Raw genomic sequence first — 26,136 nt, forward strand, 5'->3', positions numbered from 1 at the left:
GGGAGGGGCCAGCCGCCCCTCCCCGCTCCCGGGGTCCGCGCCGCCCGCTCAGCGGGGGCTGATCAGGTCACTGATCGCGAACCCGGTCAGGCTGGTCACGTTGGCGCCGCCCACCGACAGGATCGTGGACGTGCCGGGCACGCGGTCCACCGCGTACGCGCCCGCGTACCCGGCCGACGGGCGGGCCGGGCCGCTGACCCGGGTCCACGAGGCGCCGTCGAAGTACAGGTAGGCGGGTGAGGTGGTGCCGCCGCCGGTCGGGATGACCAGGTGGCCCTGGCCGTCGCCGCTGATGCTCGCCGAGCCGTTGCCCGGGTCGCCGGGCAGCGCCGAGACGGTCCAGCGGGTGCCGTCGTAGCGGGCGATCGCCGGGGTGGCGGGCCGGTTGGGACGGGGCTGGTAGCCGCTGACCCAGATCCTGCCGGGGCCCTCGACGTACACGCCCCGGGGGCTGACGCCGGGCCTGCCCAGCGAGCGAAGGGCCGTGCCGTCCCACAGGACGACGCCGTTCTCGGCGGCGAAGACGATCTGGTCGCCGCCGTCGACGGCGCGCAGCAGGCCCAGGTTCTCGGTGCGCGGGTAGACGGTCCAGGAGCCCTGGCGCAGGCGCAGGATGTCGGTGCCGCCGGTGTTCTTGTACCTGATCGACCAGAGCGAGCCGTCCTTGGTGGCGGCGATCGGGCCGGTCCACTCGTCGCCGGGCAGCGGGGGCGTCCAGCCGGGCGGGGGCGGGATCTCCGACCAGGCCGAGCCGTTCCAGTACGCCGAGCGCGGCCAGGAGACGTCGGCGATGCTCTTGCTGCCGGTCACGTACACCTGGTCCGGCGCGACGGCCGCGACGCAGCACGGGCTCGGCACGTCGTACCCGGCGGTGAGCGGCAGCCTGCTCCAGGACGAGCCGTCCCAGCGCAGCACGGAGGTGTCGGGCGAGCCGTCGTAGCCGCGCCAGCCGACGGCGTAGGCATGGGAGGCGTCCAGCACGTCGACGTTCCAGAGGGTGGTGGGGTCACCGGGCGGGTCCACGGCCCGGAAGGACGGGGCCAGGAGCGCCTGGGCCGGCGTCGCCGCCGCCAGCGCGGCGGTGACGGCCAGGGCGGCGGCGGAGGCGCGGAGGACGCCACGGAAACGGGTCATGTCTTCTCCTGTGGGCGCGTTCCTGCGGAAAAAGGGGCACGAAGGAGGGTGGGGACGGGCCGCGGGCACGAGAAAGCGGGCCGGTACCGACCGGCCCGCCCGGGATCGCCCGCTCAGTCGTCGGATCTGCGCCCGTCGGGGCCGATCGGGCCGAAGAACGAGCTGAAGTTGGCGGTCCCGTCGCCGAAGATGCCGCCGCGGCCCTCCACGACGCGGCCGTTCTCCCACCGCATCAGGTCCACCCCCTCCATCTGCAGGTGCTCGTAGAAGGAGGTGCCGTCCGAGCCGGTGCGCTTGCGTACGGCGGTGCACCGGTTGACGTCGATGGTGTAGCCGTCCACCGGGTTGACCAGGCAGGCGATCTGCTCCATGCGCAGGGTGCCGCCGGCCAGCCGCTGCCAGGTCTTGATGAAGCCCATGAACGCGTCCAGGCCGTCGTGCCAACCGGCGTACGGGTGGTTGCCGGGGGACTGGAACCGCACGTCGGGGTGCCAGTACTCCAGCGCGCGCTCGCGGTCGCCGGACCGCAGCGCCTGGTGTGCCGCCGCCAGTCGCTCAGCCGTCAGATCCGACATCGCTCTCCTCTCACTGCATCGGGTGCTACTGCATCGGGTGCTTGGCGAGGAAGGCCGAGACGCCTTCGCCGACCGCTCTCGGGTTCATGATCTGCAGGCCGTGGGTGGCGCCGACGATGCCGCAGCGCTCGGCCTGGGGCAGCCAGTTCATGAGGAAGTGCTGCGCCTCGCGGAAGCCGGGCATGGCCGCCTCGCTGTCCAGGCCCATCACGGCCAGCACCGGCATCTGCGGCTTGTCCGGCACGAGCTGGTCGGCCTTGGACATGCGGAAGCCCCAGCCGCCCAGCGCCGGGAAGTCGACCTTGAACGTGACGTCCGCGCACTCCTCGACCCGCTCCCACACGTCGAGGGGGCAGGTCATGTCCACGGAACCGAGGTAGCTCGGGCCGCAGACGGCGGCCATGAAGTCGCAGGCGGCGGTGAGCTTGTCGCCCTTCTGCACCAGCTCGATCGCCGTCATCACGGCGTCGTTGTTGGCCTTCTCGGCCTCGGCGCCCTCACGCGGCAGGTACGGCTCCAGCAGCACCGCCGAGTGCGTGCGCTCGGGGTAGGAGAGCATGAACTGGAAGCCGATCACCCCGCCGAAGGAGTACGACATGACGTGCGCCTTGTCGATGCCGAGGTGGTCGAGGAGCTGCTTGGCGTGCTCGGCGCCCTCCTCGATGCTGAGGCTGTCCTTCTCCAGCGTGCTGCCGTTGTAACCGGCGCGGTAATAGCTGATGAACTGGTACTTGTCCAGCAGCTCCGGGTTGTACTTCAGGAGCGGCGTGATGAGACCGTCCGAAATGGAGGTGCAGTGGATGCACAGGACGGGCTCGCCACGCCCCACGACCGTGTAACGAAGTTCCGCGTTGCTGACCTTGACTCGCTTGTCGTGGTCGAGTTTCCAGTCTCGACCGGCGTACAAAGCATTCGCGCTCATGCCATTCCTCTCACGCGATCACTCGACCGTTTCTCGTGCCCGCTTGGCCATACTCAAGAATGGTTGCCATGGGCCATGGAGACGGTCAACGAGAGAGCCCGCGCCGGGGTATTCACCGCGAAATACGCCGGGGAACTCTGTCAAGTCGGCACGCGTGGGAAGGGACCTGCGGTCAGGGGAAGGACAGCTCGTACTCGACCTGCTCGACGGGGTTGCCGTCGCCGTAGTCGTGGGTGCGGGCGGCGCCGGACTCGGTGAAGCCGCTCTTGGCGTAGAACCGGCGCGCCTGCGGCGTGTCGCGCAGCGTCCACAGGTGCACCCGGGTGAAGCCCTCGTCGCGGATGCGGCGCAGGGTGTCGGTCATCAGGGCGGCGGCCACGCCCGTGCCCCAGCCGTCGGGATGGCCGTAGAAGCCGAAGATCTCCGCCGCGCCCGTCCGGGACGGCGAGGGCCCGAAGTAGGAGAAGGCCAGCCGGCGCCCGTCGAGCGCGGCCAGCACCAGGCCCACCCGGGTCTCGGCGAGCACGTCGTGCCATTTGCCGCGCCGGTGGCGCACGGCCTGGTCGAAGAAGGCGGGGGAGAAGAAGCCGGCGTAGGCGGCCTTCCAGGATTCGGCGTGGATCTCTCCCAGCGTCTCACCGTCGCCCGGCGAGGCTGGGAACACTGTGAAAATTCCGGTCACAAGATCACACTAGTCGAGAGGTTCCGCGGGTGTCCGGCGGCGGAGCGCGGGCACGTACGGGTATGCACGCACGCGGGGCGGCGCTCGGCGCGTCCGCCGCCGCACGAGGCGTTCGAGGAGGTGCGGGCGGAGAAGCTGCGCGAGACGGCCGTCCGGGCGTGGCGGCCGGGTCGGTCGATCACGCGATCCCGGCCGCCGTGCCGCGGCCGGAGGTCATCCGTAGCGCGGGAGCGCGGAATGGAGGCTCGATGAGGTGGCTGGCTCGCGGGGAGGGGCAACTCCCGGCGGGGGAGGACCGGACGGGCGACGGGCGGCCCGCCGAGCACCCGCTCGCCCGCTGGACCGTCGGTCAGGCCCTGCACCTGGTCTGTCCCGGCCCCGCCGGTGACCCCGACGTGCGGCGGCGTCCCGACGGCGCGGCGCAGGCGTGGCGGGACGGCCGCCCGCTGCCGGTGGGCATCTCGATCACCAGCCGCGCCGGATGGGCGGTGTGCCTGCTCGGCCTGGAGCCGGGGGCCGTCGGCTGCGACCTGCAACTGGTGGAGCCGCGCGGCCCGGGGTTCGTCGCCGACCGGTTCACCCGCCAGGAGCAGCGCATCGCCGGCGACGACCCGCTGCTGGGCAGCCTGCTGTGGTCGGCCAAGGAGAGCGCGGCGCAGGTGCTGCGCCGCGCCGGGAGCCGGGCGCTGGAGGTGTCGCTGGGCTGCGGCCGGCCCTCCGACGGGTGGAGCGCGCTGACCGTGCGCGCGGGCGGGCGCGGGGTGGCGCACGGGTGGTGGCGCCGGTTCGGGCCGCTCGTGCTGACCGTGGCGGCCGACCGCCCCACGCCGCCGCCGCGCGGGCTGGAGGAGCCGTCGGCGCTGGCCGCGGCTCTGGGGTCGGCGCTGGGGTCGGGTCAGCCTGCTGTCCCGTCGCCGGTCGGGTCGTACGCCGGGTGCGCCTCGCGGGCCGGCTGACCCGCCGCGGCGCTCAGGCCGGGCGCGGCGTCTGCGACCGGTAGGAGTGGCCGAGCTCCGGGCCGAGGCCGAAGTAGTGACGGAAGTTGTACAGCAGCGGGCTCCACGCGGACGGGTCCACGTGGTGGGTGCCGGGGACGACGATCCGCGGGTCGGCGTGCACCCTGCGCACGACGGCCTCGACGATGACGAAGTCCTCGGACACGTCCGGCAGGATCCGCGCGGCGGCCGCCTCCAGCTGGAGGGGGCACTCGGCCACGCGCGGCGGCCGTACGGTCTCGGAGGGCTCGGGGCGCAGGCCCGCCGCGCCGAACTTGTCGGGCTCGAAGCGGCAGCCGGCCGCCTTGGTGTCGGGCACCGGGTCGCGGCCGGTGAGCGGCGCGAGCCGTTCCACCTGCGGCCACAGGTGCGGGGCCGGCAGGTTGACGACCAGTTCGGGCCGGTCGGCCAGGTTGCGCGCGGTCTGCCCGTCGGCGCCGAGGCCGAGCACGACGGTCCGGCCGAGCGCCCAGGCCGACGACATCGGGGCCAGGTTGGCCGACCCGTCCCGGTTCTCCGTGCTCAGCAGCACCACCGGGGTGCCGAAGTAGAGGATGCTGGGCTCGATGGCGACGTGGCCGAGGGTTGCCGTGTTCATGGCAGGAGCCTAGGAACACGACGTTCAACCGCCGGCCGAAATGTCCTCGTCGTGCTGATCTACATCGTAAAGGCGCCCGGCTCGGCCACGTACGCCACGCCCTTGCCGGACAGGCCCGCGCCCGCGACGGCCGGGACGAACGCCGACTCGCCCGGCCGTAGCGTCAGCTCGCCCCGATCCGGAACGAGGCGGGCCTCGCCCTCCAGGCACAACACGATCCGGGGCAGCCCGCCGGGCAGCTCGAAGGAGGCGGCCTCGGCCAGGTCGTAACGCGTGAGGGCGAACTCGGGAGCCGGCGGGACGTAGCGCCGCTCCCCGCCGGCCGGGCACTCGGGCTCGACCAGGTGCGGCTCGGCGGGCGTGAAGTCGACCACCCGCATCAGCTCGGGCACGTCGACGTGCTTGGTGGTCAGCCCGCAGCGCAGGACGTTGTCGGAGCTGGCCATGATCTCCACGCCGACACCGCCCAGGTAGGCGTGCGGCACGCCGGCGCCGAGGTAGAGGGCCTGGCCGGGCCGCAGATCGACGTGGTTGAGCAGCAGCGCGGCCACGACTCCGGGGTCGCCGGGGCAGGCCGCGGCGATGTCGGCGTACGGGGCCAGGTCCGGGTCGGAGCTGCCGGAGAGGGCGTCCTCGACCTGGGCGCGCAGCGGCGCGGAGGCGTCGTCCAGCATCTGCGCGAAGACCGCGCGCAGGGCCTGACCGGCGGGCCGGACGGCGAGCGCGTCGATCCAGGGCTGCAGGCCCGGCACGCCGAGCCGGGCGAGCAGGCCGGCGGTGACGACGGGGGAGCGGAAGCCGCACAGCCCGTGGAAGGACGTGATCGCGCAGACCATCTCGGGCTTGTGCGAGCGGTCCTTGTAGGTACGGGCCGGGTCGCCGATCGGCACGCCGCGCGCCTCCTCGGCGGCGAACCCGGCCTCGGCCTGCGCGATCGTGGGGTGCACCTGGAGCGACAGCGGCCGGGCGACCGCGAGCACCTTCAGCAGGTACGGCAGCGCGGGCCCGAACCTCGCGACCGCCGGCGCGCCGAGGGCGGCGACGGGGTCGCCGGCGATGAGCCGGTGGAGGGGCACGCCGCCGGCGATCGACGGGTCGGCGGGATGGGCGCCCATCCAGAGCTCGGCCTGCGGGCGGCCGGTCGGCTCGGTGCCGAACAGCTCGGGCATGGCGGTGACGGAACCCCAGTCGTAGGGCCGGATCGTGGTGTCCAGGCGCAGGGGCAGTTCGAACGTCGGCACAGGGCAGGAGCGTAGTCGCCGGCGGCCCCTCCCCGCGCGGCCGGGGCCGGGCGGGGCTGCACGCCGGTATAGGATGCTTGTCCGGTGAACAGTCCGCTGTACGAATCGGTGGTGCGATGACAACCGTCCAGGACCCGGAGGACCTCACCGCGCGGGCCCGCATCCGCGACGCGGCGATCCGGCACATCGGCGAGCACGGGTTCGAGCGGGCCACGATCCGCGACATCGCCGAGTCGGCGGGGGTCTCGCTCGGCCTGGTCCGCCACCACTTCGGCGCCAAGCAGGCGCTGCGCGAGGCGTGCGACGAGCACCTGATGAGGATGGTGCGCCGGCTCAACGCCGAGGCCGCCGGCAGCCCGCCGGCCGGCTTCAACCCGGTGGCCGCGCTCGGCCCCTACCGCGCCTACCTGGCGCGGGCGCTGACCGAGGGCTGGGCCGCGCCGCTGTTCGACGAGATGACCCGGCTCGGCGAGCGCTGGCTGGCCGCCGCCGACCAGGACCGGCCCGATCCGCCGGACGTGCCGCCGCGGGCGCGAGCGGCGGTGATGGCCGCGATGGCGCTGTCGGTCACGGTCCTGTACCCGCACGTCTGCCGCGGCATGGGCGCCGACCTGTCCACGCCGGAGGGTGAGCGCCTGCTGATGCGCACGCTGATCGAGGTCTACTCCCAGCCGGTGCTCGGCCCGGAGGCCGCCGCCGAGGCGCGCGCCCGGCTCGGCTGACCCGCGATCAGCGCGGCCCGGCTGCGCTCGTCCGGCCAGACCGACGCGAGGTCCACGTACGGGCGGAGCAGGGCGGTCAGCTCCGGGTCGCCGCGGCCGTTGAGCTCCTCGGAGGCGATCTTGCGCGCCACTCCGGCGACGATGTCGGCCACCTGGACGCGGGGGTCCAGGTGCGAGGCGACCAGCGTCAGGCTCGTCAGCACCAGCGGGCCCGCGGGGCCGTCCGGGCGGGCCAGCAGCAGCCGTAGCCGCTCGATGCGCTCCTCGGTCAGCGTCGTCTGCCGGTCGTGCACCACGGAGACGGGCCGGCCGCCCGCGCCCCAGTGGGCGACCGCGTGCGCGATGGCCGGGATCAGCGGGTCGAGCGCGGGAAAGACGTGCGGGTCGTCGAGCAGGCGCGTGGTGAAGGCGTCCACGAGCGGCCGGGCGGCCCACAGCTCGTCCATGATCTCGCCGGCCGGGCCGGGGGTGGTGCGCAGGTCGGCGACCAGCTCGAAGGCCGACTCGGCGGAGATCTCGGGGCCGCGGCCGTTCCTGGCCCGCAGCAGGTGGTTGAAGGCGTCGAGGAAGGCCGTCCAGCGTGCGGGGCCGAAGGCGTGGCGGCCCTCCTGGTAGAGGGTGGCCGCCATGGTGGCCGAGCGTTCGTGCTGGTCGAGGCCGAGGCTGGAGTGGTGGCCGGCGAGCAGGTCGGTCACCTTGCTCACGGCGAAGTACGCCTTGTCGGTCAGGTGCACGCAGGCCCGTCCGAGGATGGGGCCCGACGGGCCGAGCAGCCAGACCAGGGTGGCCCGGTTCTTCTCGCGCAGCACGTGCTCGGCCTTGTACTCGGTGACCGGCGAGGGCGCCCTGAGGCGCAGCTCACGTACGCAGTCGGCCGCGGCGGTCACGTCGAGGGAGACGCCGGCGTGGGCGAACACGTCGGTGTTGCCGCCGACGAGCTTCTCGCCCTCCGCGCCGGACTCGTCGCAGGCGATCTCGACGGGGGGGCCGTCCGGTGGGACGGCTGCCTGCGCGCGGCTTCGCATGACTTCCATGGTCACTGGCGAACCTACCCAAACCGCCCTTCCTCCCGCGAGACATTTTCCGTCCGCCCACCGGAGGCGGAACCGGCGGGCGGACGGGTAAGGATCGGACGGCAGGTGCGGCAGGTCCGGAGGGAGAGCATCGCGCGTGAGCATCAACGTGACCGTCTGGGGCGAGAACGTACACGAGCAGCGGGAGGAGGAGGTGCGCCGCCGCTACCCCGAGGGCATGCACGGCGCGGTCGCCGGCGGCCTGCGCGAGCACCTGGGGGAGCGGGTGCGCGTGCGCACCGCGACGTTGCAGGACCCCGAGCACGGCCTCGACGCCGCGACGCTGGCCGGCACCGACGTGCTCACCTGGTGGGGCCACGCGGCGCACGAGGAGGTGGACGACGAGGTCGTGGCGCGGGTGTGCGAGCGCGTCTGGGCCGGGATGGGCCTGCTGGTGCTGCACTCGGGCCACTACTCCAAGGTCTTCCGCGCCCTCATGGGCACCACCTGCACGGTCAACTGGCGCGACACCGCCGACCGCGAGCTGGTCTGGACGGTGGAGCCGGCCCACCCGATCGCCGCGGGCGTGCCCCAGCCGCTGGTCATCCCCGAGCAGGAGACCTACGGCGAGCCGTTCGGCGTCCCGGCGCCCGACGAGCTGGTGTTCGTCAGCTCCTTCGCCGGGGGCGAGGTGTTCCGCAGCGGCTGCTGCTACCGGCGCGGCAAGGGGCGCGTCTTCTACTTCAGCCCCGGCGACCAGAACTACCCGGTCTTCCACCAGCCGGGCGTGCGGCGGATCCTGGCCAACGCGGTGTTGTGGGCGGCGCCCGCCGAGGGCACGGGCGAACCGCTGCGCAACACCCGCGTCGCGGCCGGCGACTGGTGACCTACCTCGTGCCGGGCATGACGATGATGACCTTGCCGGTCATGTGGCCCGACCGCAGGTGATCCATCGCGTCGGAGAAGCCGGCGAGCGGGAAGGTCCTGCCGACCACGGGGGTGAGCTCGCCGGTCGCGGCGAGGCCGGCCAGGTGGCGCAGGTCCGCCGGATCGGTCCGGGTGATCGGGGCGCGCAGGGCGTGCCGGACGAACGGCGACAGCGCCGTCGCCCGGAGCTGGCGGCCGGTGCCGTGCAGCCAGCGGCCGGAGGCGTTCTCGCCCCCGACGATCACGAGCGTGCCCCGGCGGGTGAGCATCCGCCGCAGGTCCCGCAGGGGACGATTGCCCGCGGTGTCGAGGACGACGTCGTGGCGGCCGGCGGCCGGCTCCTCGCGGGTGTAGTCGACGACCTCGTCCGCGCCGAGTGAGCGGACGAGGTCGCCCTTGCCGGGGCCGCAGACGCCGGTGACGTGCGCGCCGTGCGCCTTGGCGAGCTGGACGGCGAACGTCCCCACCCCGCCGCCCGCGCCGATGACCAGCACCCGCTGCCCCGGGCGGAGCCGGGCGTGGTCGCGCAGCGCCTGGAGCGCGGTCAGGCCGCTGGTCGGGACGGCGGCGGCGGCCTCGGACGACAGGCCGGCCGGTCTGGGGACGAGACGGTCCGCGCGGGCGACGGCGTGCTCGGCGAGCGCGCCGTCGCAGACCCCGAAGACCTCGTCGCCGAGCGCGAGGCCGGTGACTCCCGGGCCGACGGCCTCCACGGTCCCGGCGACGTCGCGGCCGAGGAGGGGCGAGCGGGGGCGGCGCAGCCCGGTGGCGAGGCGCACGGGGTAGGGCAGTCCGGCGCCGAGGTGCCAGACGCCGTGGTCGAGGCAGGCGGCGTGCACGCGCAGGAGCGCTTCGCCGGGGCCGGGGGCGGGACGGTCGAGGTCGGTGAGGGCCGGGGGGCCGTAGACGTGCCGGGTGATGGCCTTCAAGGCAGGTCTCCATGTCAAAGAAAGTAGACATGATGAACGTAAAAGAAGGCGGACATCATGTCAATGATTTTGTACATCGCCCTGCTTGGGAGGGCTGCCCGGAGTGACGCGCTGGGATTTTCGGCCCGATAACCCGAAATATCGGTATCGCTACCGATAACGGTACGGATGGGAGGTGGAGTTACCCTCTGCCCACCCCCCACCACGGCGGGCCGCCTGTTCGCCGGTTCCGCCGGCCTCTGGCCGGCGCGGCCTACGTGCCCGGATCGGGCCCTGGCTCCCGGCGACCGGCGGCCTGCTTCGGTCACCCCTCACGTGGAGGTGTCCCCCGCATGAGTCCTTCCCGATGGAGAGCGGCGGCCACGGCGTTGATCGCCGCGCTGGCCGTCGTCGCGCCGGCGACCCCGGCCCCCGCCCTCGCGCAGGTCCCCGCCGCCGCCCCCCTGCGGGCGCAGCTCGACAGCCGGGTCTCCCCGGCCGGCGAGGAGGTGCTCGCCGACCTGTCCCTGCCCTACGGCGCCACCGGACGGAGCTGGAGCACACGCGTCACCCGGCCCGGCTCCCGCTACGTCAAGGTGCACTTCGCCGCGCTCACCCTCGTGCCCGGCGACCACGTCACCGTCGCCTCGCCGGACGGCCGCGAGGTCCACACCTACTACGGCGACCCCACCCGCGGCCGCTACCCGACCGGCTCCGGGTACACGCTGCACGGCGTCCCCGGCTTCGCCGCGCTCTCCGTGGACGGGGACACGGCGGTGGTCACCCTGCACGCGTCCGGGCCGCGCGACGCCGTCCGGCTGGCCCGGCAGGGCTTCGGCGTGCGCATCGACCGGTACTTCCGCGGCTACACCACCCAGGAGGCCGCGGCCCTGACGCCGAGGACGTTCAGCGTCTGCGGCACCGACGCGCGGCGGGACGTGGTCTGCTACAAGGACAGCAACCCCACCGAGTACGCCCGCAGCCGCGCCGTGGCCCGCCAGTTGCTCAACGGCCTCGGCTACTGCACGGCCTGGCGGGTCGGCAACACCAACCGCATGCTGACCAACCACCACTGCATGGAGAGCGCCGCCGACCTGAGCGCCAGCGAGTTCCAGTTCGACTACGACTGCGCCACCTGCGGCGGCAACAACCCGGGCGCCGGGACGAAGGTCGGCGGCGGCCAGTTCCTGAAGACCAGCGCACTCGAAGCGCTCGACTACACGCTCTTCAGCGTCTCCGACTTCGCCGCGATCCAGCAGTTCGGCACCCTGTACCTCGATCCGCGCCCCCCGGTGGCGGGCGAGCGCATCTACATCCCCGGCCACGGCGACACCCTGCCCAAGCGCCTGTCCCTGTACGAGGACACGCAGGGCGGCGCGGCCTGCAAGATCGACGTGGTGTCGTCGGGCGTCAACACCGGCTACCGCTGCGACACCTCCGGCGGGAACTCCGGCTCCCCGGTGATCGCCGCCTCCAGCCACAAGGTGATCGCGCTGCACCACCTCGGCGGCTGCCCCAACTGGGGGACGCGGATCACCGAGGTGTACAACGAGATCTCCGGCATGATCGACAACACCCCGCCGAACGGCGGCGGCGACGACTTCGCGATGTCGCTCTCGCCCACGAGCGGCGGCGTCACGCCGGGCGGGTCGACCGCGAGCACGATCTCCACCTCCGTCACGCGCGGCGGGCCCCAGCAGATGCAGTTCTCGGCCGCCGGGCTGCCGGCGGGGGCCGCCGCGACGTTCGCGCCGCCCACCGTCCAGTCGGGCGGCACGTCCGTCATGACGGTCTCCACCTCCGCGCAGACGCCCGGCGGCGTGTACACGATCACTGTCACCGCCACCGGCCCGGCCGCCACCCACACGGCCGCCTTCGTCCTGTCCGTGGCCGTCGCGGGCGGCTGCTCGGGCTACGAGACCACCAAGTCCGGGACGCTGGCCTCCGGGGCGGAGCAGTACCAGCCCGACGGCGGGTATCTGCAGACCACCGTCACCGGCCCGCACCAGGCGTGCCTGGCCGGCCCGTCCGGCGCCGACTTCGACCTGTACCTGCAGCGCTGGAACGGGTCCACATGGGCGACGGTCGCCCAGAGCACCGGGTCGGGAGCCGACGAGACGCTCACCTACACCGGCGCGGCCGGGTACTACCGCTACCGGGTGCACTCCTACTCCGGGACCGGTTCGTACACCTTGGGATACAACGCTCCCTGACCCATGGACAGGCGGCCGCGCATTCCGGTCAAGGCTGACCCATGGACAGGCGGCCAGGCATTCCGGTCAAGGCTGACCCATGGACAGGCGGCCGGGCGGCGCCGAGATTGGGCGGCAGGCACGGTTCGCACGGACGCGGGGAGCGCGGATGAGGATCATGGAACTCGTCTCGGTGGACGGCTGCATCGCCTTCGACCTGGACTGCCCGGTCAGCGCGGGCGGCACCCGGCTGGCGCCGGATGTCACCCGCGCGGAGGCGGGGCTGCTGGCGCGGGCGATGACGTACAAGCTGGCCGTGCTCGGCGAGCGGATCGGCGGGGCCAAGGCGGTGCTGCGGGCCTCGCCGGCCGACCGGGCGGGCACGGTGGCGCGCTTCTGCCGGGAGGTCGCGCCGCTGGTCGAGAAGGGCACCTTCCTCACCTCCTCGGACCTGGGCACGCGGACGCAGGACTTCGCGCCGCTGCCCGGGTACCGGGCCGACTCGATCATGCACGGGAAGGCCGGTGGCGAGCTGGTGGACACCGTCGTGACCGGGCTGGGCGTGGTCGTGGCCGCCGGGACGGCGCTCGGCGGGCTGGCCGGGCGGACGCTGGCGGTGGAGGGCTTCGGCAAGGTCGGCAGCGCCGTCGTACGCGAGGCGGCGCGGCGCGGCGCGCGCCTGGTCGCCCTGTCCACCCTGCACGGGTGCGTCAGCGACCCCGCCGGGCTGGACGTCGCGGCCCTGGAGGAACTGCGCGCCGAGCATGGTGACGCGTGCGTGACCCGGCTCGGCCTGCCCGTGCTGCCGCCGGAGGCGCTGTACGAGGTGGCCGCCGACGTGCTGGTCCCCGGGGCGCGGACCGGGACCCTGTCGGCGCGGCGGGCGGCGACGGTGCGGGCCGGCCTGGTCGCGCCGGCCGCGAACGTGCCCTACACCGCCCAGGGGCTGCGGACGCTGAGGGAGCGGGGCGCGGTGACGCTGGCGGACTTCGTCTGCGGCGCGGGCGCCACGATCGGCTACCTCGCCGAACGGACGGGAACGGTCTCCACCGCGGACGAGGTCGGCCACCTGGTCGAGAGCCGCGTCGCGGAGATCACGGCCGCCGCCCTGCGCCATGCCGAGGGCCCGTACGCCGGCGCCTGCACCCTGGCCGCGGACTTCCTGTCAACCTGGCAGCCCCCACCCACCCCACCCCTGGCCCCCGACCCGGCCAACCCCTGACACTGGACCGGCTCCTGAGCGAGTGACCGCCCCTGAGCGGGTGGCGGCCCCTGAGCGGGTGGCCGCCCCTGAGACGTGGTCGGGCTCCGGCCCGGCGGCGCTGCCTGGGTCTCCGGTGACCTGGCACCCCCTGCCTGGCCCGCCGCCGGCCCCGATCCACTCGACTCCTGAGACCGGGACGGCTCCAGGCCGTCCGAGTTCCAGAGGCCTCCGAAACTCGGACGACCCGGAACCCGGCGTCGCTCGCGGCGGTCGCGGCCCCTGAAAACTCGGCGTCCTTAGACTCCGGCGCCGGTCCCTGAGGCTCGGCGGCCTTGGTACTCCAGCAGTTCTTGCGTGGCAGGGCCGACAGCAGCACCAGCACCAAGTCCCGCACCCGAAGCCGGGGTTCAACCCGCGCGAACCGGCCCGCTGTCCGGGACATCAGGACCTCGAACGCCTCCTGCCGGCGGGCAGGGTCTACGCTGTGACTCGCGGCCACACATGATCTTCAGTCTTCAGACACCGATGATCAACGGTGGCCGCGCCCGCATCCCTTCGGTGTCCCGCACGGGGCACGCAGCGTTCGCCCGCCGTCTCGTGCCAGGAGGACACATGCAACGCGGTGAAGTCTGGTGGGTCGACTTCGATGAGCGACGCCCGGTCGTGCTGCTCTCGGACGAGGAGTCATCCGGGTTTCAGGCGATGCAGGTCGTTGCGCCAGCGGGCGACGACATCAGCGGCCTGGGCGTTGAAGTGGCCGTAGGAGCCCCGGAAGGACTGCCCTTCGAAGGCGTGCTGCGGTTCGCGTTCCCGCGTTCAGGCTTCACTCCGTGCACATGGCTGACCACCGTGGCCCGGGACGACCTGATCGAGCGGGCGGGCGTGTTGTCCTCCGTGAAGCTCAGCGAGGTTGGAGAAGCCCTCCGTGCCGCTGGCGAGAGGAGGGAGTGGACCCCGATGACGGCTGCCAGGTTCAGCGAGATCAAAGATGCCCGCCGTCTCGAAGGACTCGAGTAGCGGACGCCTGTGCTGCCCAGCCCGATCTCGTCGACGACTGACCGCTGCCCCCCTCTCCACCGCACTCCAGCAATAAGATCACGATCTACGGCTGGAGTACTGGACTCCGGCGTCGGTTTCTGAGGCCGGGACGGCTCCTGAGCTGGGACGGCTCCTGGCCTCGGGCGGAGGACTCTGCAACTCGGACGTCCCGGGGTCCGGCGGGGCCCTGGGTCTCTGGCGGCCCGGCAAGCCCCGGCCCGCCGGTGGCCCCTATCCGGACGGTTCCTGAGACGGAGGCGGCTCTTGAGCCTCGGCCGCTCTTGAACCCTGGTAGGCGCGTGAGCCTTGGAGGGCTCCTGAGACTAGACGGCTCCTGAGACCAGGGCGGCCTTCTGAGATTCGGGCGGCCCTTCATGCGGGTGCGTAGTCGGAGAGTGCGGGTTCGAGGAGGTCGAAGGCGCGGGTGGCGTCGGTGGCGGTCGTGTCGGCGATGCGGTCGTTGGGGAGGCCCGCCAGGGTGAGCTCTTGGATGCGCTGGAACAGCACCCGGTGCACGGTTCCCAGCAGCCCGGCGGCGGTCTGGACGGTGATGTCGCCGGCCGTCGCGCCCGTGGCGTCGGCGAGGGCCTGGGCGAGGTGCTGTTCGCGCTGGTCGTGCAGGCCGCGCAGGCAGGACGTCAGGGTGGGGCTGTCGGCGATCATGCGGGCGAACTCAGGTCCGGAGAACCCGGCCACCGGATCCTGGGCCGCGACGGAGGCCAGGAAGGCCCGTCGTAGAGCGGACAGAGCCGACTCGCCGGGGCCGCGGGCGGCGACGGCGTCGGCCAGAGCGGACGTGAACGCCTCCTGATGGTCGAGGGCCAGGTCCTCCTTGCGCGGGAAGTAGTTGGTGACCGTCTTCTTGGCGATGCGGGCGGCGGTGGCGATCTCGGCGATGGTGGTCTGCTCGAACCCCTGGGCGATGAACAGCCTGGTGGCGTGGTCGGAGATGAGCTGCCGGGTCTCCTGCTTCTTGGATTCGCGGAGGCCGGGTGCGGGCGAGGTCTCGTGAGCCATGAGGAAATCTTACCCTCGTTGTATTTTTACGTTGACACCCTTCGGGCCATCGGGCTATATTTACGTCCGTCGTAAGTTTGCGACCGACGAACGAAAAGGAGAATCTGCTTGGAACTCAAGCTCTTCCCGGCTGTGGCTTTCAAGATCGACCTTGGGGCGTCGGACGGCCGCGACCGCAAGTCGCAGGGCACCTCCCTGCCGAGCGGCGCACTCCGCAGACCGTCCGCCGACCATGGCGCACGGGGATGGCGGGACCCCCAAGTGGCCCGCAACCTCCCCCGCCGCCGCGCCCACTGATCCCCGCCCTCCCCGCGACGATCGCCCCTCGCCCCCCTGACCACGTCCACCGCTGACGACGCCCGCGGCGCCCACGTCCACAGCGGTTCACGTCCACAGCGGTTCATGTCCGCTGGGGTCGTCGGCCCTCGTCGTCAACGTCGGGCAGGCCGTCCGAAGCGGCCGCTCGTGTTCCGCTCAGCCGTTCTCATCCCTCCTGGAGACCTTCTTGCAGATCACCACGTCCACCGTCTCGCTCACCGTTGCCGACGTCGCCGCCTCCCAGGCGTTCCTCACCGAACACCTGGGCTACACCGTCCAGGCCGCTGCGGACGGCTTCGCCTCGCTCACCCGTGCCGACGCGATGGACATCGTGCTGCTCGCCCGCGGCATCGAGGTCCTGCCGCCGGAGCAGCGCGACCAGCACGCCTCCGGCCTCATCCTGGCCTTCACCCTGGACGGCGGCCTGGACGGGCAGGAGAAGCTGCTGCGTGACGCGGGCGTCGAGATCACCATGCCACTGCGCGAGGAGCCCTGGGGCGAGCGCCTGTTCCAGGTGACGGACCCCAACGGGGTCGTCATCCAGTTCGTCGAGTGGGTGGCTCCCGCCTGACCGGGGCCGCCTCAGCCGGTCCGGCGGGCCTGGCCGTCGAGGAAGTCCGCCACGAACGCCGCGAACTCCGCCGCCTGGTGCTCCAGCGGGATCACGCCGCCCTTGACCACGGCCTGGGCGCTGTGGGGAAGGGCGGCGGCCAGGCGTTCCAGCTCGGGGAAGGCGAAGGGGTCGTCGGTGGCGCCGACGACCAGCACCGGGCAGCGGACCAGCCCGACCCGCTCCTCCATCCGGTACGCGGCCACCGCCTCGTGCCCGCGCTCCACCTCCGGCAGGACCGTCAGCGCGTCGCGGACGAAACGGGTCAGCAGCGCCCACGGGTAGTAAGGGGCCCGCCGGCTCCACAACTCGCCCAGATGGGAGCCGTCGGCCTGCTCGCGCACGGCGTCGATGGAGGGATGGCCCGCACGACGCCGCCGCCCTTCCGGGTCGACCATCGGCGTGGACGACAGCACCAGGGCGGTGACGCGGTCGGGCGCGCGCGCCGCCGTCTCGACCGCGATGACGCCGCCCGTGTGGTGCCCGGCCACGGCGGCTCGCGGCAGGCCGAGGGCGTCCATCAGGGCTAACACGCCGGCGGCGTAGGTCTCGATCGAGTGCTCGGGCGGGCGGGCGGAGTTGCCGAAGCCGAGCGTGTCCATGGCGATGGCCCGCCGGGTGCGGCCGAGCAGTGGGAGCACCTCGCGGTATTCGTCCCATGAGCGGGGGGTCTGGTGCAGCAGGAGCACCGGCTCGCCCGTGCCGCACGAGGCGTGGTGGATCTGGCCGAACGGGGTGTCGGCATAGCCGAATCTGATCACGGCGTCTCCTCCTGCCTGCTCACCAGGGGCGGGCTGGCCCCGTCTCGCGGACGATCCCGGCCGGGGCACACCTCCGGCCGGCCTCACGCCCCCACGATCGCAGACGAGGCCCCGCCGCGCATCAGCCCCTGGTCTGACCTCGCACCCCTCATCGGATAGCCGCCGCACCACCCATCGGAACGCCGCCGGTGAACGACTCCTGCGAGCGCCGGACGACCCCGCTACCCGATCCGGTACCCGACGCCCGGCCGGGTGCTGATCACCGGCGGTTCGCCCAGCTTGCGGCGCAGGCGGCCGACGGTGACGGTCACGGTGTTGGTGAACGGGTCGGCGTGCTCGTCCCAGGCCTGTTCGAGCAGGGCCTCGCTGCTCAGGAAGCCGGGCGACGCGCGCAGCAGCGCCTCCAGCACGGCGAACTCCTTGACCGACAGCTCCAGCGGACGGCCGTCCCGGGTGACGGTGTGCCGCAGCGGGTCGAGCTCGATCCCGCCCCCGCGCAACGTACGCGGCCGGGCGCCGGGACGGCGGCGCGCCAGTGCCCTCACCCGCAGCACCAGCTCCGGGAAGTGGAAGGGCTTGGCCAGGTAGTCGTCGGCGCCCAGGGTCAGCCCGCTCACCCGGTCGCCGGGCGAGCCGGCCGCGGTCAGCATCAGGACCATGGGACGTTCGTCCTGGTCGGTGAGCATCTGGCAGAGGGTGTCGCCGTGGATGCCCGGCAGATCGCGGTCGAGCAGCACCACGTCGTAGGGGGTGAGGTCGAGCTTGGCCGCCGCCTCCAGCCCGTCGTGGGCGACGTCCACGGCCATGCCCTGGTCGCGCAGGCCCTCGGCGAGCACGGCGGCCAGCGCCCGCGCGTCCTCCACCACCAGCACCCTCATGCCGGCAGCCGCACGGTGGCGCGCAGCCCGCCCTCGGGGCGGGCCGCGAGGTCGAGGCCGCCGCCGTGTGCCTGAGCGACGGCGGTGACGATCGACAGGCCGAGCCCCGAGCCGTCCCCCGACCCGGTGCGGGCCGCGCCGAGCCGCTGGAACGGCCGCCCCAGCCCCGCCACCTGTTCGGGGTCGAGCAGGTTCCCGCCGGACTCCACGACCAGGCGCGCCCAGCGGCCGTCGGCCGCGGCCTCGACCTTGATCCAGCCGCCGTCCTGGTTGTGGACGATCGCGTTGTCGACGAGGTTGTGCACCATGCGGGTGACCAGCGCGACGCTGCCCCGCGTCCGCACCCCCTCCGCGACGCCCTCGTCGTCCAGGGTGAGGCGCCGGGCCGCGAGGTCGGCGGCGCGGGCGTCCAGGGTGTGCCGCACCAGGTCGCCGAGCGTGATCGCGGCGGCGTCGGGCAGGCTGCCGTGCTGGGCGCGGGCCAGCGCGAGCAGGCCCTCCAGGAGCCGGTCGACCTGGTCGAGGTCGGTACGCATCCGGTCGGCCAGCGCCAGCGTCTGCGCCGGTACGGGCTCCGGCTTGGCCACGGCCACGTCCAGCCGCGCCCGCATGGTGGCCAGCGGGGTGCGCAGCTCGTGCGAGGCGTCGGCGACGAACCGGCGCTGCGCGGCGAAGGCGCCCTCCAGACGGGCGAGCAGGCCGTCGACGGTGTCGGCCAGGTCCTTGACCTCGTCGGCCGGGCCCGGCACGGCCAGGCGTTCGTGCAGGTTGTCGGCGGAGATGCGGCGGGTGGCGGCGGTGATCGTGCGCAGCGGGCGCAGCACCCGGCCCGCGACCACCCGGCCGAGCGCGATCGACACCACGGCCATGACGGCCAGCGCGAGCACCGACCCGGCCAGGAGCTGGCGCGACTGCGTGGCGTGCACGTCGGCGAGCTGGGCCTGGAGCAGGGCGATGTGCTCCTCGGCGGCGGCCGGGACCGGCCGGCCGCCGGGCCGGCCCGGCACCGGCTCGGTCCGCGACAGCGGCATGCCGGCGAGGTTGACCAGGACCAGCAGGGCCGCCCCGGAGGCCAGGAACAGCCCGCCGTACAGAAGAGTGAAGCGCAGCCGGACCGTGCGTGCGGGCAGCCTGGGGCGTGACGGCATCTGTCTCCTTTCGGGGACTCCAGGATGCCGCCACCGACCTAACACCGGCATGACGGGGTCGGCGCTCCGCCGCTCCCGCCGGGGCCGTGGGACCGGTCAGGCGGGCTCGGCGAGCGCCTGGCCGCTGTTCCACGGGTCAGGCGGGTTCGACCAGGGCCTGGCTGCGGTCCCACAGGCGGCGGGCCAGGACGGGGTCGTCCGCCAGGCGGTGGACGGCCGAGGGACGGCGCTTCTCGAAGTGGCCGCCGGGCGCCCAGTCGGCGCCCGGCCGCGAGGTGGCCAGCCAGACCAGGGTGTCGGCGCCCTGCTCGGGCGTGAGCAGGAACCGCTTCAGCGGCGTGTGGTAGAGCAGCCGCGCCGCGCTGTCGCCGCCGCCGGAGAAGTTGGTGGCCACCACGCCGGGATGGAAGGAGGCCGCGGCCAGGCCGTCCGCGCCGTGGCGGCGCTGGAGCTCGCGGGTGAACAGGATGTTGGCCAGCTTGGAGTTGGCGTACGCCCGGCTGCCCGAGTAGCGGCGCACCGCGTCGAGGTCGTCGAGGTCGAGCCGGGCGCGGGTGTTGAGCAGGCTGGAGGTCGTGACGACCGTGCCGCCGCAGGCCAGCAGCCGGGGCAGCAGCAGCGTGGTCAGCAGGAACGGCGCCAGATGGTTGACCTGGAAGGTCGCCTCGTGGCCGTCGGGCGTGGTGGTGCGCGAGCCCATGATGGCCCCGGCGTTGTTGACCAGCACGTCGATGGCCGGGTGGCGGTCGAGCAGGGTGGCCGCCAGGTCGCGTACCTGTGACAGGCGCGCGAAGTCGGCCACGTGGTGGTCGGCCGCCAGCTCCTCGGCCAGCGCCGCGGTCTTGCCGGCCGACCGGCCGACGAGGACGACCTCGTCGCCCCGCTGCCGCAGGGCGCGTGCCGCGGCGCGGCCGATGCCGTCGCTGGCGCCGGTCAGGACGATGGTCTTTCCCGCCATGGGCCCGATCCTTCCGCATCCGGCCACCACCATAGATCGCGGGGCGGCGTACCCGCCACGCCGGGGGCGGCCCGTGGCCGCGGGGTCAGGGGCCGGTGGTGAGGAAACAGGCGGCCGGGTCGTCGCCGAGGGCGGCGTCGAGGCGGGCGCGCATGTCGGGGCTCAGGTCCGGCAGCTCACGCAGGGGGAACCAGCGGGCCTCGCTGTTCTCGCCGTCGGCCGGGTACGGGTCGCCGGACCGCCAGTGGCAGCGGAACACCAGGTCGAGATAGCGGGCCCGGTCGCCGTTGGGGTAGGTGACCTCGCGCGTGACGTGCACCAGGGCCAGCCGTTCCGCGACGGCGCGTACGCCGGTCTCCTCGGCCACCTCGCGCAACGCGGCGTCGGCCGGCTGCTCGCCCGGGTCGATGATGCCGGTCACGGGCGTCCAGGCGCCGGTGTCGCTCCGGCGGACCAGCAGCACCTGGTCCTCGCGCAGCACGACCGCGGTCACCCCGGACAACCACAGCGGCTCGGTGCCGATCTTCTCGCGCAGCGCGAGGACGAACTCAGGGGTTGGCATCCGCCCAGCATATGCACCGGACGCGGGCCGCCGGAGGCCCGCCGTGCCTTGAGCGCCCCGAGGTGCGGACGCGTTCCCGGCGTGCCGGGCATGCGCCGGACGGCCATAACCCCATAAAGTCTATAGGTAATAAGGATAATCCCAAGGAGAGGTAAGCAGCCATGTCCGGTTCCACGTCCTGGCCTAGCCTCGGTTCCATGTCGATCGACGAGAACGCCCTGCTCCCCGATCCCGGCCGCGCCGTCGTGGCGGTCGAGCCGCCGGTCCCGGCGCACGGCCATTGGGCCGGGGCGCCGAGCGCCGTCGCCGCGGACGGGCTGATCTACCTCGCATACCGCCTGCGCCGCCCGGTCGGCGAGGGCCGCGGGTACGCGGTCGTGATCGCCCGCTCGTCCGACGGCGAACGTTTCGAGCCGCTGACCACGATCACCCGCGAGGAGATGGACGCCGAGTCGCTGGAGCGGCCCGCCCTGGTCCGCACCCCGCAGGGACGCTGGCGGCTGTACCTGAGCTGCGCCACGCCCGGCACCAAGCACTGGCGGGTGGAGGTCGTCGAGGCCGCCGACCCGGCCGCGTTCGACCCGCGCACCCGTACCACTGTGCTGCCCGGCGACCCCAAGACAGGGGTCAAGGACACCGTGATCGTACGGCGCGGCGACGTGTGGCACCTGTGGGCCTCCTGCCACCCGCTGGCCGACCCCGACGAGGCCGACCGGATGGTGACCGACTACGCCACCAGCGCCGACGGCCTGGACTGGACCTGGCACGGCACCGCCCTGACCGGCCGCCCCGGCCTGTGGGACGCCCGCGGCGTCCGGATCAGCGCCGTGCGCTTCGACGGCGACCGGGTCGTGGCCTTCTACGACGGCCGCGGCAGTGCGGAGGAGAACTACGAGGAGCGCACCGGCGTGGCCGTGGGCGCCGACCCCGACGCGCTGACCGCCCTGGGCGACCGGCCCGCCGCGATGTCGCCGCACCACGGCGGCGGCCTGCGCTACCTCACCTTCGTCGACCTGCCGGGCGGCGGCCTGCGGCTCTACTACGAGTACACGCGCGCCGACGGCGCCCACGACCTGCGCACGGAACTCCGCCCGGCCCGCTGACCGGCCCGCTCCCGGATCGCCGTCCCGGTCAGGGGGCGCGGCCGTTCCTGGCCTGGCGCTGGCCGGGCGGCCGGCTGCCGACCAGCCCGCCCGAACGTTCCCGCGGCCGCAGCCAGTCGCTGAAGTCCTCGCCGGTGACCTGCTGGAGCAGCTCGACGTCCGCCGCGAAGTAGGGGATCAGCCGCTGCCGCTGCTCCCACTCCAGCGGCCGGCGGGCCCGGCCGCGCCGCTGGAGCAGCCGCTCCAGCGGCCCGGACAGGGATGTGGGAAGGGTACGGCGCAGGGTGGACAGCAACGCGTGCCGCGCGCCGGGGTCCGGGTGCGCGGTCACGTTCTCCCTCGGGACGCCGGTGAGCAGGCCCTGCCGCACGCCGAGGAAGCCGCAGATGCGGTCCAGGGTCTCGGCCGGGCGGTCCACGATGTCCCGGTAGCGGAAGATCAGCACCTGGTCGCGGGGGAACAGGGTGAACAGGTGGGCGAGCTGCCCGCCGTACCGGCCGAGACCGGTGTAGTGCCAGAAGTGCGCCCATCCGGCCGCGATGCGCTCCGGCTCGGCCTCGCAGGCGCGGACGAGGTCGCCGATCGGCTCCAGGCCGGCCGACCACAGGTGGGTCCAGTTGGAGTGGGCGCGCTCGACCGGGTCGCGCAGGCTCACGATGATCCGGACGTGCGGGATCGTCTCCCGGATGCGGCGTTGGGCGTCCAGGTCGTACAGGTAGAAGGGGGTGGACTCGCCGGCGAGGGTGCCGGGGGGAGCGGCGGCGAACAGCGCCTCGTAGTCCGTGCGCCGCCAGACGTGTTCCCGGTAGGTCTCGGCGTCGCCCGGTCCGCCTCGTCCGGGCGGTGGCCCGTCGGTGAGGAAGAACTTCGGCTCCTTGATGGGCGACAGGAACAGGTCGGGGTGCGGGTGCAGCGCGGTGTGCAGCGCCGTCGTCCCCGCTTTGGGCACTCCCGCGATCAGGAAATCAGGCAAGGGCACCGTCGTCCTCCCAGTGACGAGAACCGATATTGCCTGATTTTCCTACCAAAAGTGTAGGAAGCCAAGAGGTTCCCGCGACGTCACCGGCGGGCGGGCGAGACCGACGCGGCGGCCTCGTCCCCGGGCGCCCGGCCGCCGGGACGGCCGGGCAGCGCCATGGTGACGGCCGCCGCGGCCGGCGCCGCCCCGCACCCGACCGGCATCCCGGTACGGAAGCCGGCCTCCGACCGGCAGGCCGAGGGCCCCGCCGATGCCCATGGACGAGCTCATCAGCGCGATCGCGGGGCCGAGCCGGTCGGGCGGCAGCAGGTCGCGCAGGGCGCTGGTGCCGAGCGGGATCAGGCCCAAGCTCATGCCCTGTAACCCGCGCCCGACGATCATGGGCGCGAGCGACCCGGCCGGCGAGCAGATCACCGACCGCGCGATCAGCGGCGCGGTGCAGACGGGCATCATGCGGCGCTTGCCGTACAGGTCGCCGAGGCGTCCGGTGACCGGCGTGGCGACCGCGCCGGCGGCGGTGGATGCGGAGCCCCCCCATGTTGTTCCCCCGTCGTCGACGGATGTGCACGCTACACATCATGTGTTACGTACACAATTCGTGTAAGGTGCACATATCTCGTGAAAGGGGGGATTGGGATGGAAAAGCCCACACATCTCATCGAGTTCGAGACGATGCTGCTCGGCCGGCACCGGCACTACGACCGCAGTGCCCACCTCCTGCTGCGGCGGCTGCACGGCTCGGGCCCGATGTCCATCGGGCAGCTCAGCGACGCCTTCGGCCTGGACGTCTCCACCCTCAACCGGCACACCTCGGCCCTGCTGCGCGCCGGCCTGGTCGAACGCATCCCCGACCCCGAGGGCGGCATCGCCCGCAAGTTCCGCCTCACCCCGGAGGGCGAGCGCAACCTCGCCGAGGAGCGCGAGAGGAACGTGCGCGGCCTGGAGAAGGTGATGGCCGACTGGTCGCCGGAGGACGTCGCGGCCTTCGCCGCCTACCTCAGGCGCTTCAACGCCGACATCGAACGCCTGGCCGGCCGCCCCTGGCCGCGTACCTGAGCCGGGCCGACCGGCCCCGGACACGCGCGAGGGCCCCCCGCCGGGACGGGCGGGGGGCCCTCAACGCGTGCGTACCGGTGTGCGTGTCGCCTCTCGGCGAGGGGCGCAACGCGGCTCCAGCCGAACGGTAGTCCGCGAAGGCGATAGGTGAGGCCCGGGGACACTGGGCACACCGGCCACGAGGGATGTAACGGCGGCCGCCTCCGGGATGTTCCCGGCAGATCAGGCGAAGTGCATGACGATGGCCAGGCCGACGATGTGCGTGACCACCACCACGACCAGCAGCGTGACGAACACGAACTTGGCCGGGCCGTGCTCGAAGTGCTTGCCCTCCTTCAGCGGAGGCAGCTTGGCCTGGCGCTCGGCGATGCGCTCCTCCAGCGGCTTGCGGTGAAACATGAGGTGTCCCTCTTTCGGCGGCCCGGCCACGGGTACGATTTGTGTGGCATCGATTTGCAGGCTATTAGTTTGTACACAAAGTAAGTTACCAGACGGCATCGGAGGCGTACACGCATGGAGCCTGTGACAGAGGCGACAGACCTGCTGGCGCTCGACCGGCAGGTGTGCTTCGCCCTCAGCATCGCCTCGCGCAGCGTGATCGGCCTCTACCGGCCGCTCCTGCAACCCTTCGGGCTGACCCACCCCCAGTACCTGGTGATGCTGGCCCTCTGGCAGCACGAGCCGCTGTCGGTCAAGGAGCTGGGCGAGCTCCTGCAGCTCGACCCCGGCACGTTGTCCCCGCTGCTGAAGCGGCTGGAGGCGCTGGGCTACGTCCACCGCGAGCGCAACAGCAAGGACGAGCGGGCCCTGGCCGTCACCCTGACGCCCGCCGGCCGGCAGCTCAGGGCCGAGGCGGAGAAGATCCCGCCGGCCATCGTCGCCCGGCTCGGCATGGACCTCGACGAGCTCCAGGACCTGCACGCCGCGCTGATGCGCCTGATCGCCTCGGCCCGCCGCGACGCCTGATCCCGCTCGGCACCGGCCGCCGATAAGCAACTGCAGTTGACTATGTCTCAGTTGGTCAACTACGGTTGCTTGCGTTCGCGAGTCCCCATCGTGTCGCTGGAGGCAGCATGTCCATGGTTCAGGCCGGTCGTCCGAGGTTGCGGCAGACGCTCGACCGGCTGGTGGCCGACGACCGCGGGCCCGGCATCGTGGCCGAGGTCCGGGACGGCGACGACCCGCCGTGGTTCGGCGCCGCGGGCGTGGCCGACCTGGAGACCGGCCGCCCCCGCGGGCCCGGGGAGCACTTCCGCGTCGGCAGCTTCACCAAGGCGTTCGTCGGGACCGTCGTGCTGGGCCTGGCGGCCGACGGCGACCTGGCCCTGGACGCCCCGGTGACCACCTGGCTGCCCGGCGTCGTCGAGGAGTACTTCCCCGGCGCCGACGCCGCCCGCATCACCCCGCGGCTGCTGCTCAACCACACCAGCGGCCTGCCCGACGCGATCCCCGGCCAGGAGACCCCGCCCGTCGGGGAGCCGGGGAAGCGGTTCGTCTACTCCAAGGTCAACTACAACCTCGCCGGGATGATCGTCGAGGCGGTGTCCGGCTCGACGCTCGCCGAGCAGATCGACCGCCGCGTCGCGGCCCCGCTGGGGCTGACCGGGACGTACCTGCCCGCGGCCGGCGAGGGGCTGCGGGACCCGCACGCCCGCCACTACTCCGGCCAGGACGAGACCGGCCAGGACACCGGCCGCCACGACGTGACCGGCGCCGACCTGTCATGGGCCTGGGCCGCCGGCGGCATGGTCTCGACCACGGCCGACCTCCACCGCTTCCTGGCCGCCCTGCTGGGCGGGCGCCTGCTCCCGCCCGCGCGGCAGGAGGAGATGTTCACCACCGTGTCCACCGAAGGCGCCGGCTGGGTGCCCGGCGCCCGGTACGGGCTCGGCGTCTACTCCCAGCGTTTCCCGTCCGGGGTCACGCTCTGGGGCGGGGGCGGCTACATCCAGGGGTCGATGACGTACGCGATGGGCGACCGGCAGGGCAGCCACACCCTGGTCGCCAACGTGAACGGCGACTGGGGCGACTTCCTGGGGACCTGCGCCGACCTGTTCCAGGCCGACTTCGGCTGACGGCGCGGGCCCCCACCGGCTCAGACGAGCCCAGGGACGGTCACCGCGGCCGTCCTGACCTCGCGCACCCGTACGCAGGCGGCACGACCACCCGGGCCTCACCGCCGGGGCCGACCAGGGCGATCACGCCGGGCGCGAAGTCGGCCCGGCCGAAGTCGAAGCCGACGCAGTCCACGTAGATCCGGCCGCGGCCGTCCACGACGACCTCGTTCGGCCCGGCCGGCAGCCTGCCCAGGTCGGCGTGGACGGACGTCGTCCCGTCCGGCTCCACGCGCAGCAGCTCGCGGTCGCCGGTCACCAGCAGGCGGCCGTCGGGCAGCCGGCCGAGGCAGAACCCGGCGGGTTTCGGGCCGCGGGCGACCACCTCGCGCTCGCCGTCCGGGGTGACGGCGACGATCTCCTGCGCCCCCCAGTGGGAGAACCACAGCCTGCCCTCGTGCCAGCGCGGCGACTCGCCCACGCACAGTCCGGTCACCAGTGTCTTCGTCTCGGTCATGTCGTCATGCCTCCTTCTGCCCTC

At 73.3% G+C, this 26,136-nt stretch carries 29 protein-coding genes and 1 pseudogene; 11 read left to right on the top strand and 19 right to left on the bottom strand.

Going from position 1 to position 26,136, the window contains the following annotated elements:
* Positions 1 to 48: 48 nt before the first annotated feature.
* From ABZ444_RS40740 to ABZ444_RS40755, 4 genes are all read right to left on the bottom strand, one after another.
* Positions 49 to 1,134, bottom strand: coding sequence for a hypothetical protein (locus tag ABZ444_RS40740; RefSeq protein WP_358009146.1), 1,086 nt, complete (start codon positions 1,132 to 1,134; stop codon positions 49 to 51).
* 113 nt (positions 1,135 to 1,247) lie between these two features.
* Positions 1,248 to 1,709, bottom strand: a complete 462-nt coding sequence (locus ABZ444_RS40745) for a nuclear transport factor 2 family protein (RefSeq protein WP_357697088.1) — start codon at positions 1,707 to 1,709, stop codon at positions 1,248 to 1,250.
* A gap of 25 nt (positions 1,710 to 1,734) precedes the next feature.
* Positions 1,735 to 2,631 carry an alpha/beta hydrolase gene (locus tag ABZ444_RS40750; RefSeq protein ID WP_357981127.1) on the bottom strand — a complete coding sequence of 299 codons (897 nt, stop codon included), beginning with the start codon at positions 2,629 to 2,631 and terminating at the stop codon, positions 1,735 to 1,737.
* A gap of 172 nt (positions 2,632 to 2,803) precedes the next feature.
* Positions 2,804 to 3,295 (bottom strand): GNAT family N-acetyltransferase, encoded by a 492-nt coding sequence (locus ABZ444_RS40755; RefSeq protein WP_358009148.1) that lies wholly within the window; start codon positions 3,293 to 3,295, stop codon positions 2,804 to 2,806.
* Positions 3,296 to 3,561: 266 nt separating this feature from the next.
* Between ABZ444_RS40755 and ABZ444_RS40760 the strand changes: the two genes are divergently transcribed.
* Complete coding sequence (locus tag ABZ444_RS40760; protein ID WP_358009150.1) at positions 3,562 to 4,269, top strand: hypothetical protein; 708 nt, start codon at positions 3,562 to 3,564, stop codon at positions 4,267 to 4,269.
* Between the two features lie 13 nt (positions 4,270 to 4,282).
* On the opposite strand, the gene ABZ444_RS40765 is transcribed toward ABZ444_RS40760, so the two are convergent.
* A complete protein-coding gene (locus ABZ444_RS40765) occupies positions 4,283 to 4,906 on the bottom strand; it encodes a flavin reductase family protein (protein WP_358009152.1) in 624 nt (207 codons plus the stop codon).
* Between the two features lie 59 nt (positions 4,907 to 4,965).
* The gene (gene manA / locus ABZ444_RS40770) at positions 4,966 to 6,147 is read right to left on the bottom strand and encodes a mannose-6-phosphate isomerase, class I (RefSeq protein ID WP_358009154.1); all 1,182 of its coding nucleotides are present in this window, start codon (positions 6,145 to 6,147) and stop codon (positions 4,966 to 4,968) included.
* A gap of 116 nt (positions 6,148 to 6,263) precedes the next feature.
* Here manA and ABZ444_RS40775 point away from each other — a divergent pair, with 116 nt between their 5' ends.
* Positions 6,264 to 6,869 (top strand): TetR family transcriptional regulator, encoded by a 606-nt coding sequence (locus ABZ444_RS40775; protein WP_358009156.1) that lies wholly within the window; start codon positions 6,264 to 6,266, stop codon positions 6,867 to 6,869.
* On the opposite strand, the gene ABZ444_RS40780 is transcribed toward ABZ444_RS40775, so the two are convergent.
* The gene (locus ABZ444_RS40780; protein WP_358009158.1) at positions 6,809 to 7,894 is read right to left on the bottom strand and encodes a hypothetical protein; all 1,086 of its coding nucleotides are present in this window, start codon (positions 7,892 to 7,894) and stop codon (positions 6,809 to 6,811) included. The genes ABZ444_RS40775 and ABZ444_RS40780 overlap by 61 nt on opposite strands.
* A gap of 145 nt (positions 7,895 to 8,039) precedes the next feature.
* On the opposite strand from ABZ444_RS40780, the gene ABZ444_RS40785 reads away from it, so the two are divergent.
* A complete protein-coding gene (locus ABZ444_RS40785; RefSeq protein ID WP_358009160.1) occupies positions 8,040 to 8,768 on the top strand; it encodes a ThuA domain-containing protein in 729 nt (242 codons plus the stop codon).
* 1 nt (position 8,769) lies between these two features.
* Here ABZ444_RS40785 and ABZ444_RS40790 read toward each other — a convergent pair whose 3' ends face one another.
* The gene (locus ABZ444_RS40790) at positions 8,770 to 9,738 is read right to left on the bottom strand and encodes an NAD(P)-dependent alcohol dehydrogenase (protein WP_358009162.1); all 969 of its coding nucleotides are present in this window, start codon (positions 9,736 to 9,738) and stop codon (positions 8,770 to 8,772) included.
* A gap of 332 nt (positions 9,739 to 10,070) precedes the next feature.
* Between ABZ444_RS40790 and ABZ444_RS40795 the strand changes: the two genes are divergently transcribed.
* The 3 genes from ABZ444_RS40795 (at position 10,071) to ABZ444_RS40805 (ending at position 14,130) form a co-directional block, all read left to right on the top strand.
* A complete protein-coding gene (locus tag ABZ444_RS40795) occupies positions 10,071 to 11,930 on the top strand; it encodes a serine protease (RefSeq protein WP_358009164.1) in 1,860 nt (619 codons plus the stop codon).
* A 148-nt stretch (positions 11,931 to 12,078) separates the two neighbouring features.
* Complete coding sequence (locus tag ABZ444_RS40800; RefSeq protein ID WP_358009166.1) at positions 12,079 to 13,131, top strand: Glu/Leu/Phe/Val dehydrogenase dimerization domain-containing protein; 1,053 nt, start codon at positions 12,079 to 12,081, stop codon at positions 13,129 to 13,131.
* 594 nt (positions 13,132 to 13,725) lie between these two features.
* Entirely contained in the window at positions 13,726 to 14,130 is a 405-nt protein-coding gene (locus tag ABZ444_RS40805) for a type II toxin-antitoxin system PemK/MazF family toxin (RefSeq protein ID WP_358009168.1), read from the top strand.
* A gap of 393 nt (positions 14,131 to 14,523) precedes the next feature.
* On the opposite strand, the gene ABZ444_RS40810 is transcribed toward ABZ444_RS40805, so the two are convergent.
* Entirely contained in the window at positions 14,524 to 15,168 is a 645-nt protein-coding gene (locus ABZ444_RS40810) for a TetR/AcrR family transcriptional regulator (RefSeq protein WP_358009170.1), read from the bottom strand.
* A gap of 505 nt (positions 15,169 to 15,673) precedes the next feature.
* On the opposite strand from ABZ444_RS40810, the gene ABZ444_RS40815 reads away from it, so the two are divergent.
* Positions 15,674 to 16,057 carry a VOC family protein gene (locus ABZ444_RS40815; protein WP_358009172.1) on the top strand — a complete coding sequence of 128 codons (384 nt, stop codon included), beginning with the start codon at positions 15,674 to 15,676 and terminating at the stop codon, positions 16,055 to 16,057.
* Positions 16,058 to 16,068: 11 nt separating this feature from the next.
* Here ABZ444_RS40815 and ABZ444_RS40820 read toward each other — a convergent pair whose 3' ends face one another.
* From ABZ444_RS40820 to ABZ444_RS40840, 5 genes are all read right to left on the bottom strand, one after another.
* Complete coding sequence (locus tag ABZ444_RS40820; protein ID WP_358009174.1) at positions 16,069 to 16,857, bottom strand: alpha/beta hydrolase; 789 nt, start codon at positions 16,855 to 16,857, stop codon at positions 16,069 to 16,071.
* 221 nt (positions 16,858 to 17,078) lie between these two features.
* Positions 17,079 to 17,735 (bottom strand): response regulator transcription factor, encoded by a 657-nt coding sequence (locus ABZ444_RS40825; RefSeq protein WP_358009176.1) that lies wholly within the window; start codon positions 17,733 to 17,735, stop codon positions 17,079 to 17,081.
* Positions 17,732 to 18,883 carry an ATP-binding protein gene (locus tag ABZ444_RS40830; protein ID WP_358009178.1) on the bottom strand — a complete coding sequence of 384 codons (1,152 nt, stop codon included), beginning with the start codon at positions 18,881 to 18,883 and terminating at the stop codon, positions 17,732 to 17,734. The genes ABZ444_RS40825 and ABZ444_RS40830 overlap by 4 nt, the downstream gene beginning before the upstream one ends.
* A 136-nt stretch (positions 18,884 to 19,019) precedes the next feature.
* Positions 19,020 to 19,841 carry an SDR family NAD(P)-dependent oxidoreductase gene (locus ABZ444_RS40835; RefSeq protein ID WP_358009180.1) on the bottom strand — a complete coding sequence of 274 codons (822 nt, stop codon included), beginning with the start codon at positions 19,839 to 19,841 and terminating at the stop codon, positions 19,020 to 19,022.
* A gap of 85 nt (positions 19,842 to 19,926) precedes the next feature.
* Positions 19,927 to 20,403, bottom strand: coding sequence for an NUDIX domain-containing protein (locus ABZ444_RS40840; RefSeq protein WP_358009182.1), 477 nt, complete (start codon positions 20,401 to 20,403; stop codon positions 19,927 to 19,929).
* A 197-nt stretch (positions 20,404 to 20,600) separates the two neighbouring features.
* Here ABZ444_RS40840 and ABZ444_RS40845 point away from each other — a divergent pair, with 197 nt between their 5' ends.
* Positions 20,601 to 21,506 (top strand): hypothetical protein, encoded by a 906-nt coding sequence (locus ABZ444_RS40845; RefSeq protein WP_358009184.1) that lies wholly within the window; start codon positions 20,601 to 20,603, stop codon positions 21,504 to 21,506.
* A gap of 28 nt (positions 21,507 to 21,534) precedes the next feature.
* Here ABZ444_RS40845 and ABZ444_RS40850 read toward each other — a convergent pair whose 3' ends face one another.
* The 3 genes and pseudogenes from ABZ444_RS40850 to ABZ444_RS40860 form a co-directional block, all read right to left on the bottom strand.
* Entirely contained in the window at positions 21,535 to 22,485 is a 951-nt protein-coding gene (locus ABZ444_RS40850; protein ID WP_358009186.1) for a sulfotransferase, read from the bottom strand.
* A gap of 80 nt (positions 22,486 to 22,565) precedes the next feature.
* Positions 22,566 to 22,688, bottom strand: a complete 123-nt coding sequence (locus tag ABZ444_RS40855; RefSeq protein WP_358009187.1) for a hypothetical protein — start codon at positions 22,686 to 22,688, stop codon at positions 22,566 to 22,568.
* A gap of 76 nt (positions 22,689 to 22,764) precedes the next feature.
* Positions 22,765 to 22,968 (bottom strand): annotated as a pseudogene (locus ABZ444_RS40860) (MFS transporter); the annotation flags it as partial.
* Between the two features lie 153 nt (positions 22,969 to 23,121).
* Between ABZ444_RS40860 and ABZ444_RS40865 the strand changes: the two are divergent.
* Positions 23,122 to 23,541: a MarR family transcriptional regulator gene (locus ABZ444_RS40865; RefSeq protein WP_358009188.1), complete on the top strand. Its 420-nt coding sequence runs from the start codon at positions 23,122 to 23,124 to the stop codon at positions 23,539 to 23,541.
* A 222-nt stretch (positions 23,542 to 23,763) separates the two neighbouring features.
* Here ABZ444_RS40865 and ABZ444_RS40870 read toward each other — a convergent pair whose 3' ends face one another.
* Positions 23,764 to 23,940, bottom strand: a complete 177-nt coding sequence (locus tag ABZ444_RS40870) for a hypothetical protein (protein WP_357981063.1) — start codon at positions 23,938 to 23,940, stop codon at positions 23,764 to 23,766.
* A gap of 123 nt (positions 23,941 to 24,063) precedes the next feature.
* Here ABZ444_RS40870 and ABZ444_RS40875 point away from each other — a divergent pair, with 123 nt between their 5' ends.
* Positions 24,064 to 24,507: a MarR family transcriptional regulator gene (locus ABZ444_RS40875; RefSeq protein ID WP_357697133.1), complete on the top strand. Its 444-nt coding sequence runs from the start codon at positions 24,064 to 24,066 to the stop codon at positions 24,505 to 24,507.
* Positions 24,508 to 24,614: 107 nt separating this feature from the next.
* Positions 24,615 to 25,616, top strand: coding sequence for a serine hydrolase domain-containing protein (locus ABZ444_RS40880; RefSeq protein ID WP_358009189.1), 1,002 nt, complete (start codon positions 24,615 to 24,617; stop codon positions 25,614 to 25,616).
* A 40-nt stretch (positions 25,617 to 25,656) separates the two neighbouring features.
* Here ABZ444_RS40880 and ABZ444_RS40885 read toward each other — a convergent pair whose 3' ends face one another.
* The gene (locus ABZ444_RS40885) at positions 25,657 to 26,112 is read right to left on the bottom strand and encodes an SMP-30/gluconolactonase/LRE family protein (RefSeq protein WP_358009191.1); all 456 of its coding nucleotides are present in this window, start codon (positions 26,110 to 26,112) and stop codon (positions 25,657 to 25,659) included.
* Between the last annotated feature and the right edge of the window lie 24 nt (positions 26,113 to 26,136).

Source organism: Nonomuraea sp. NPDC005730 (assembly GCF_040630865.1).
Lineage (GTDB): Bacteria > Actinomycetota > Actinomycetes > Streptosporangiales > Streptosporangiaceae > Nonomuraea.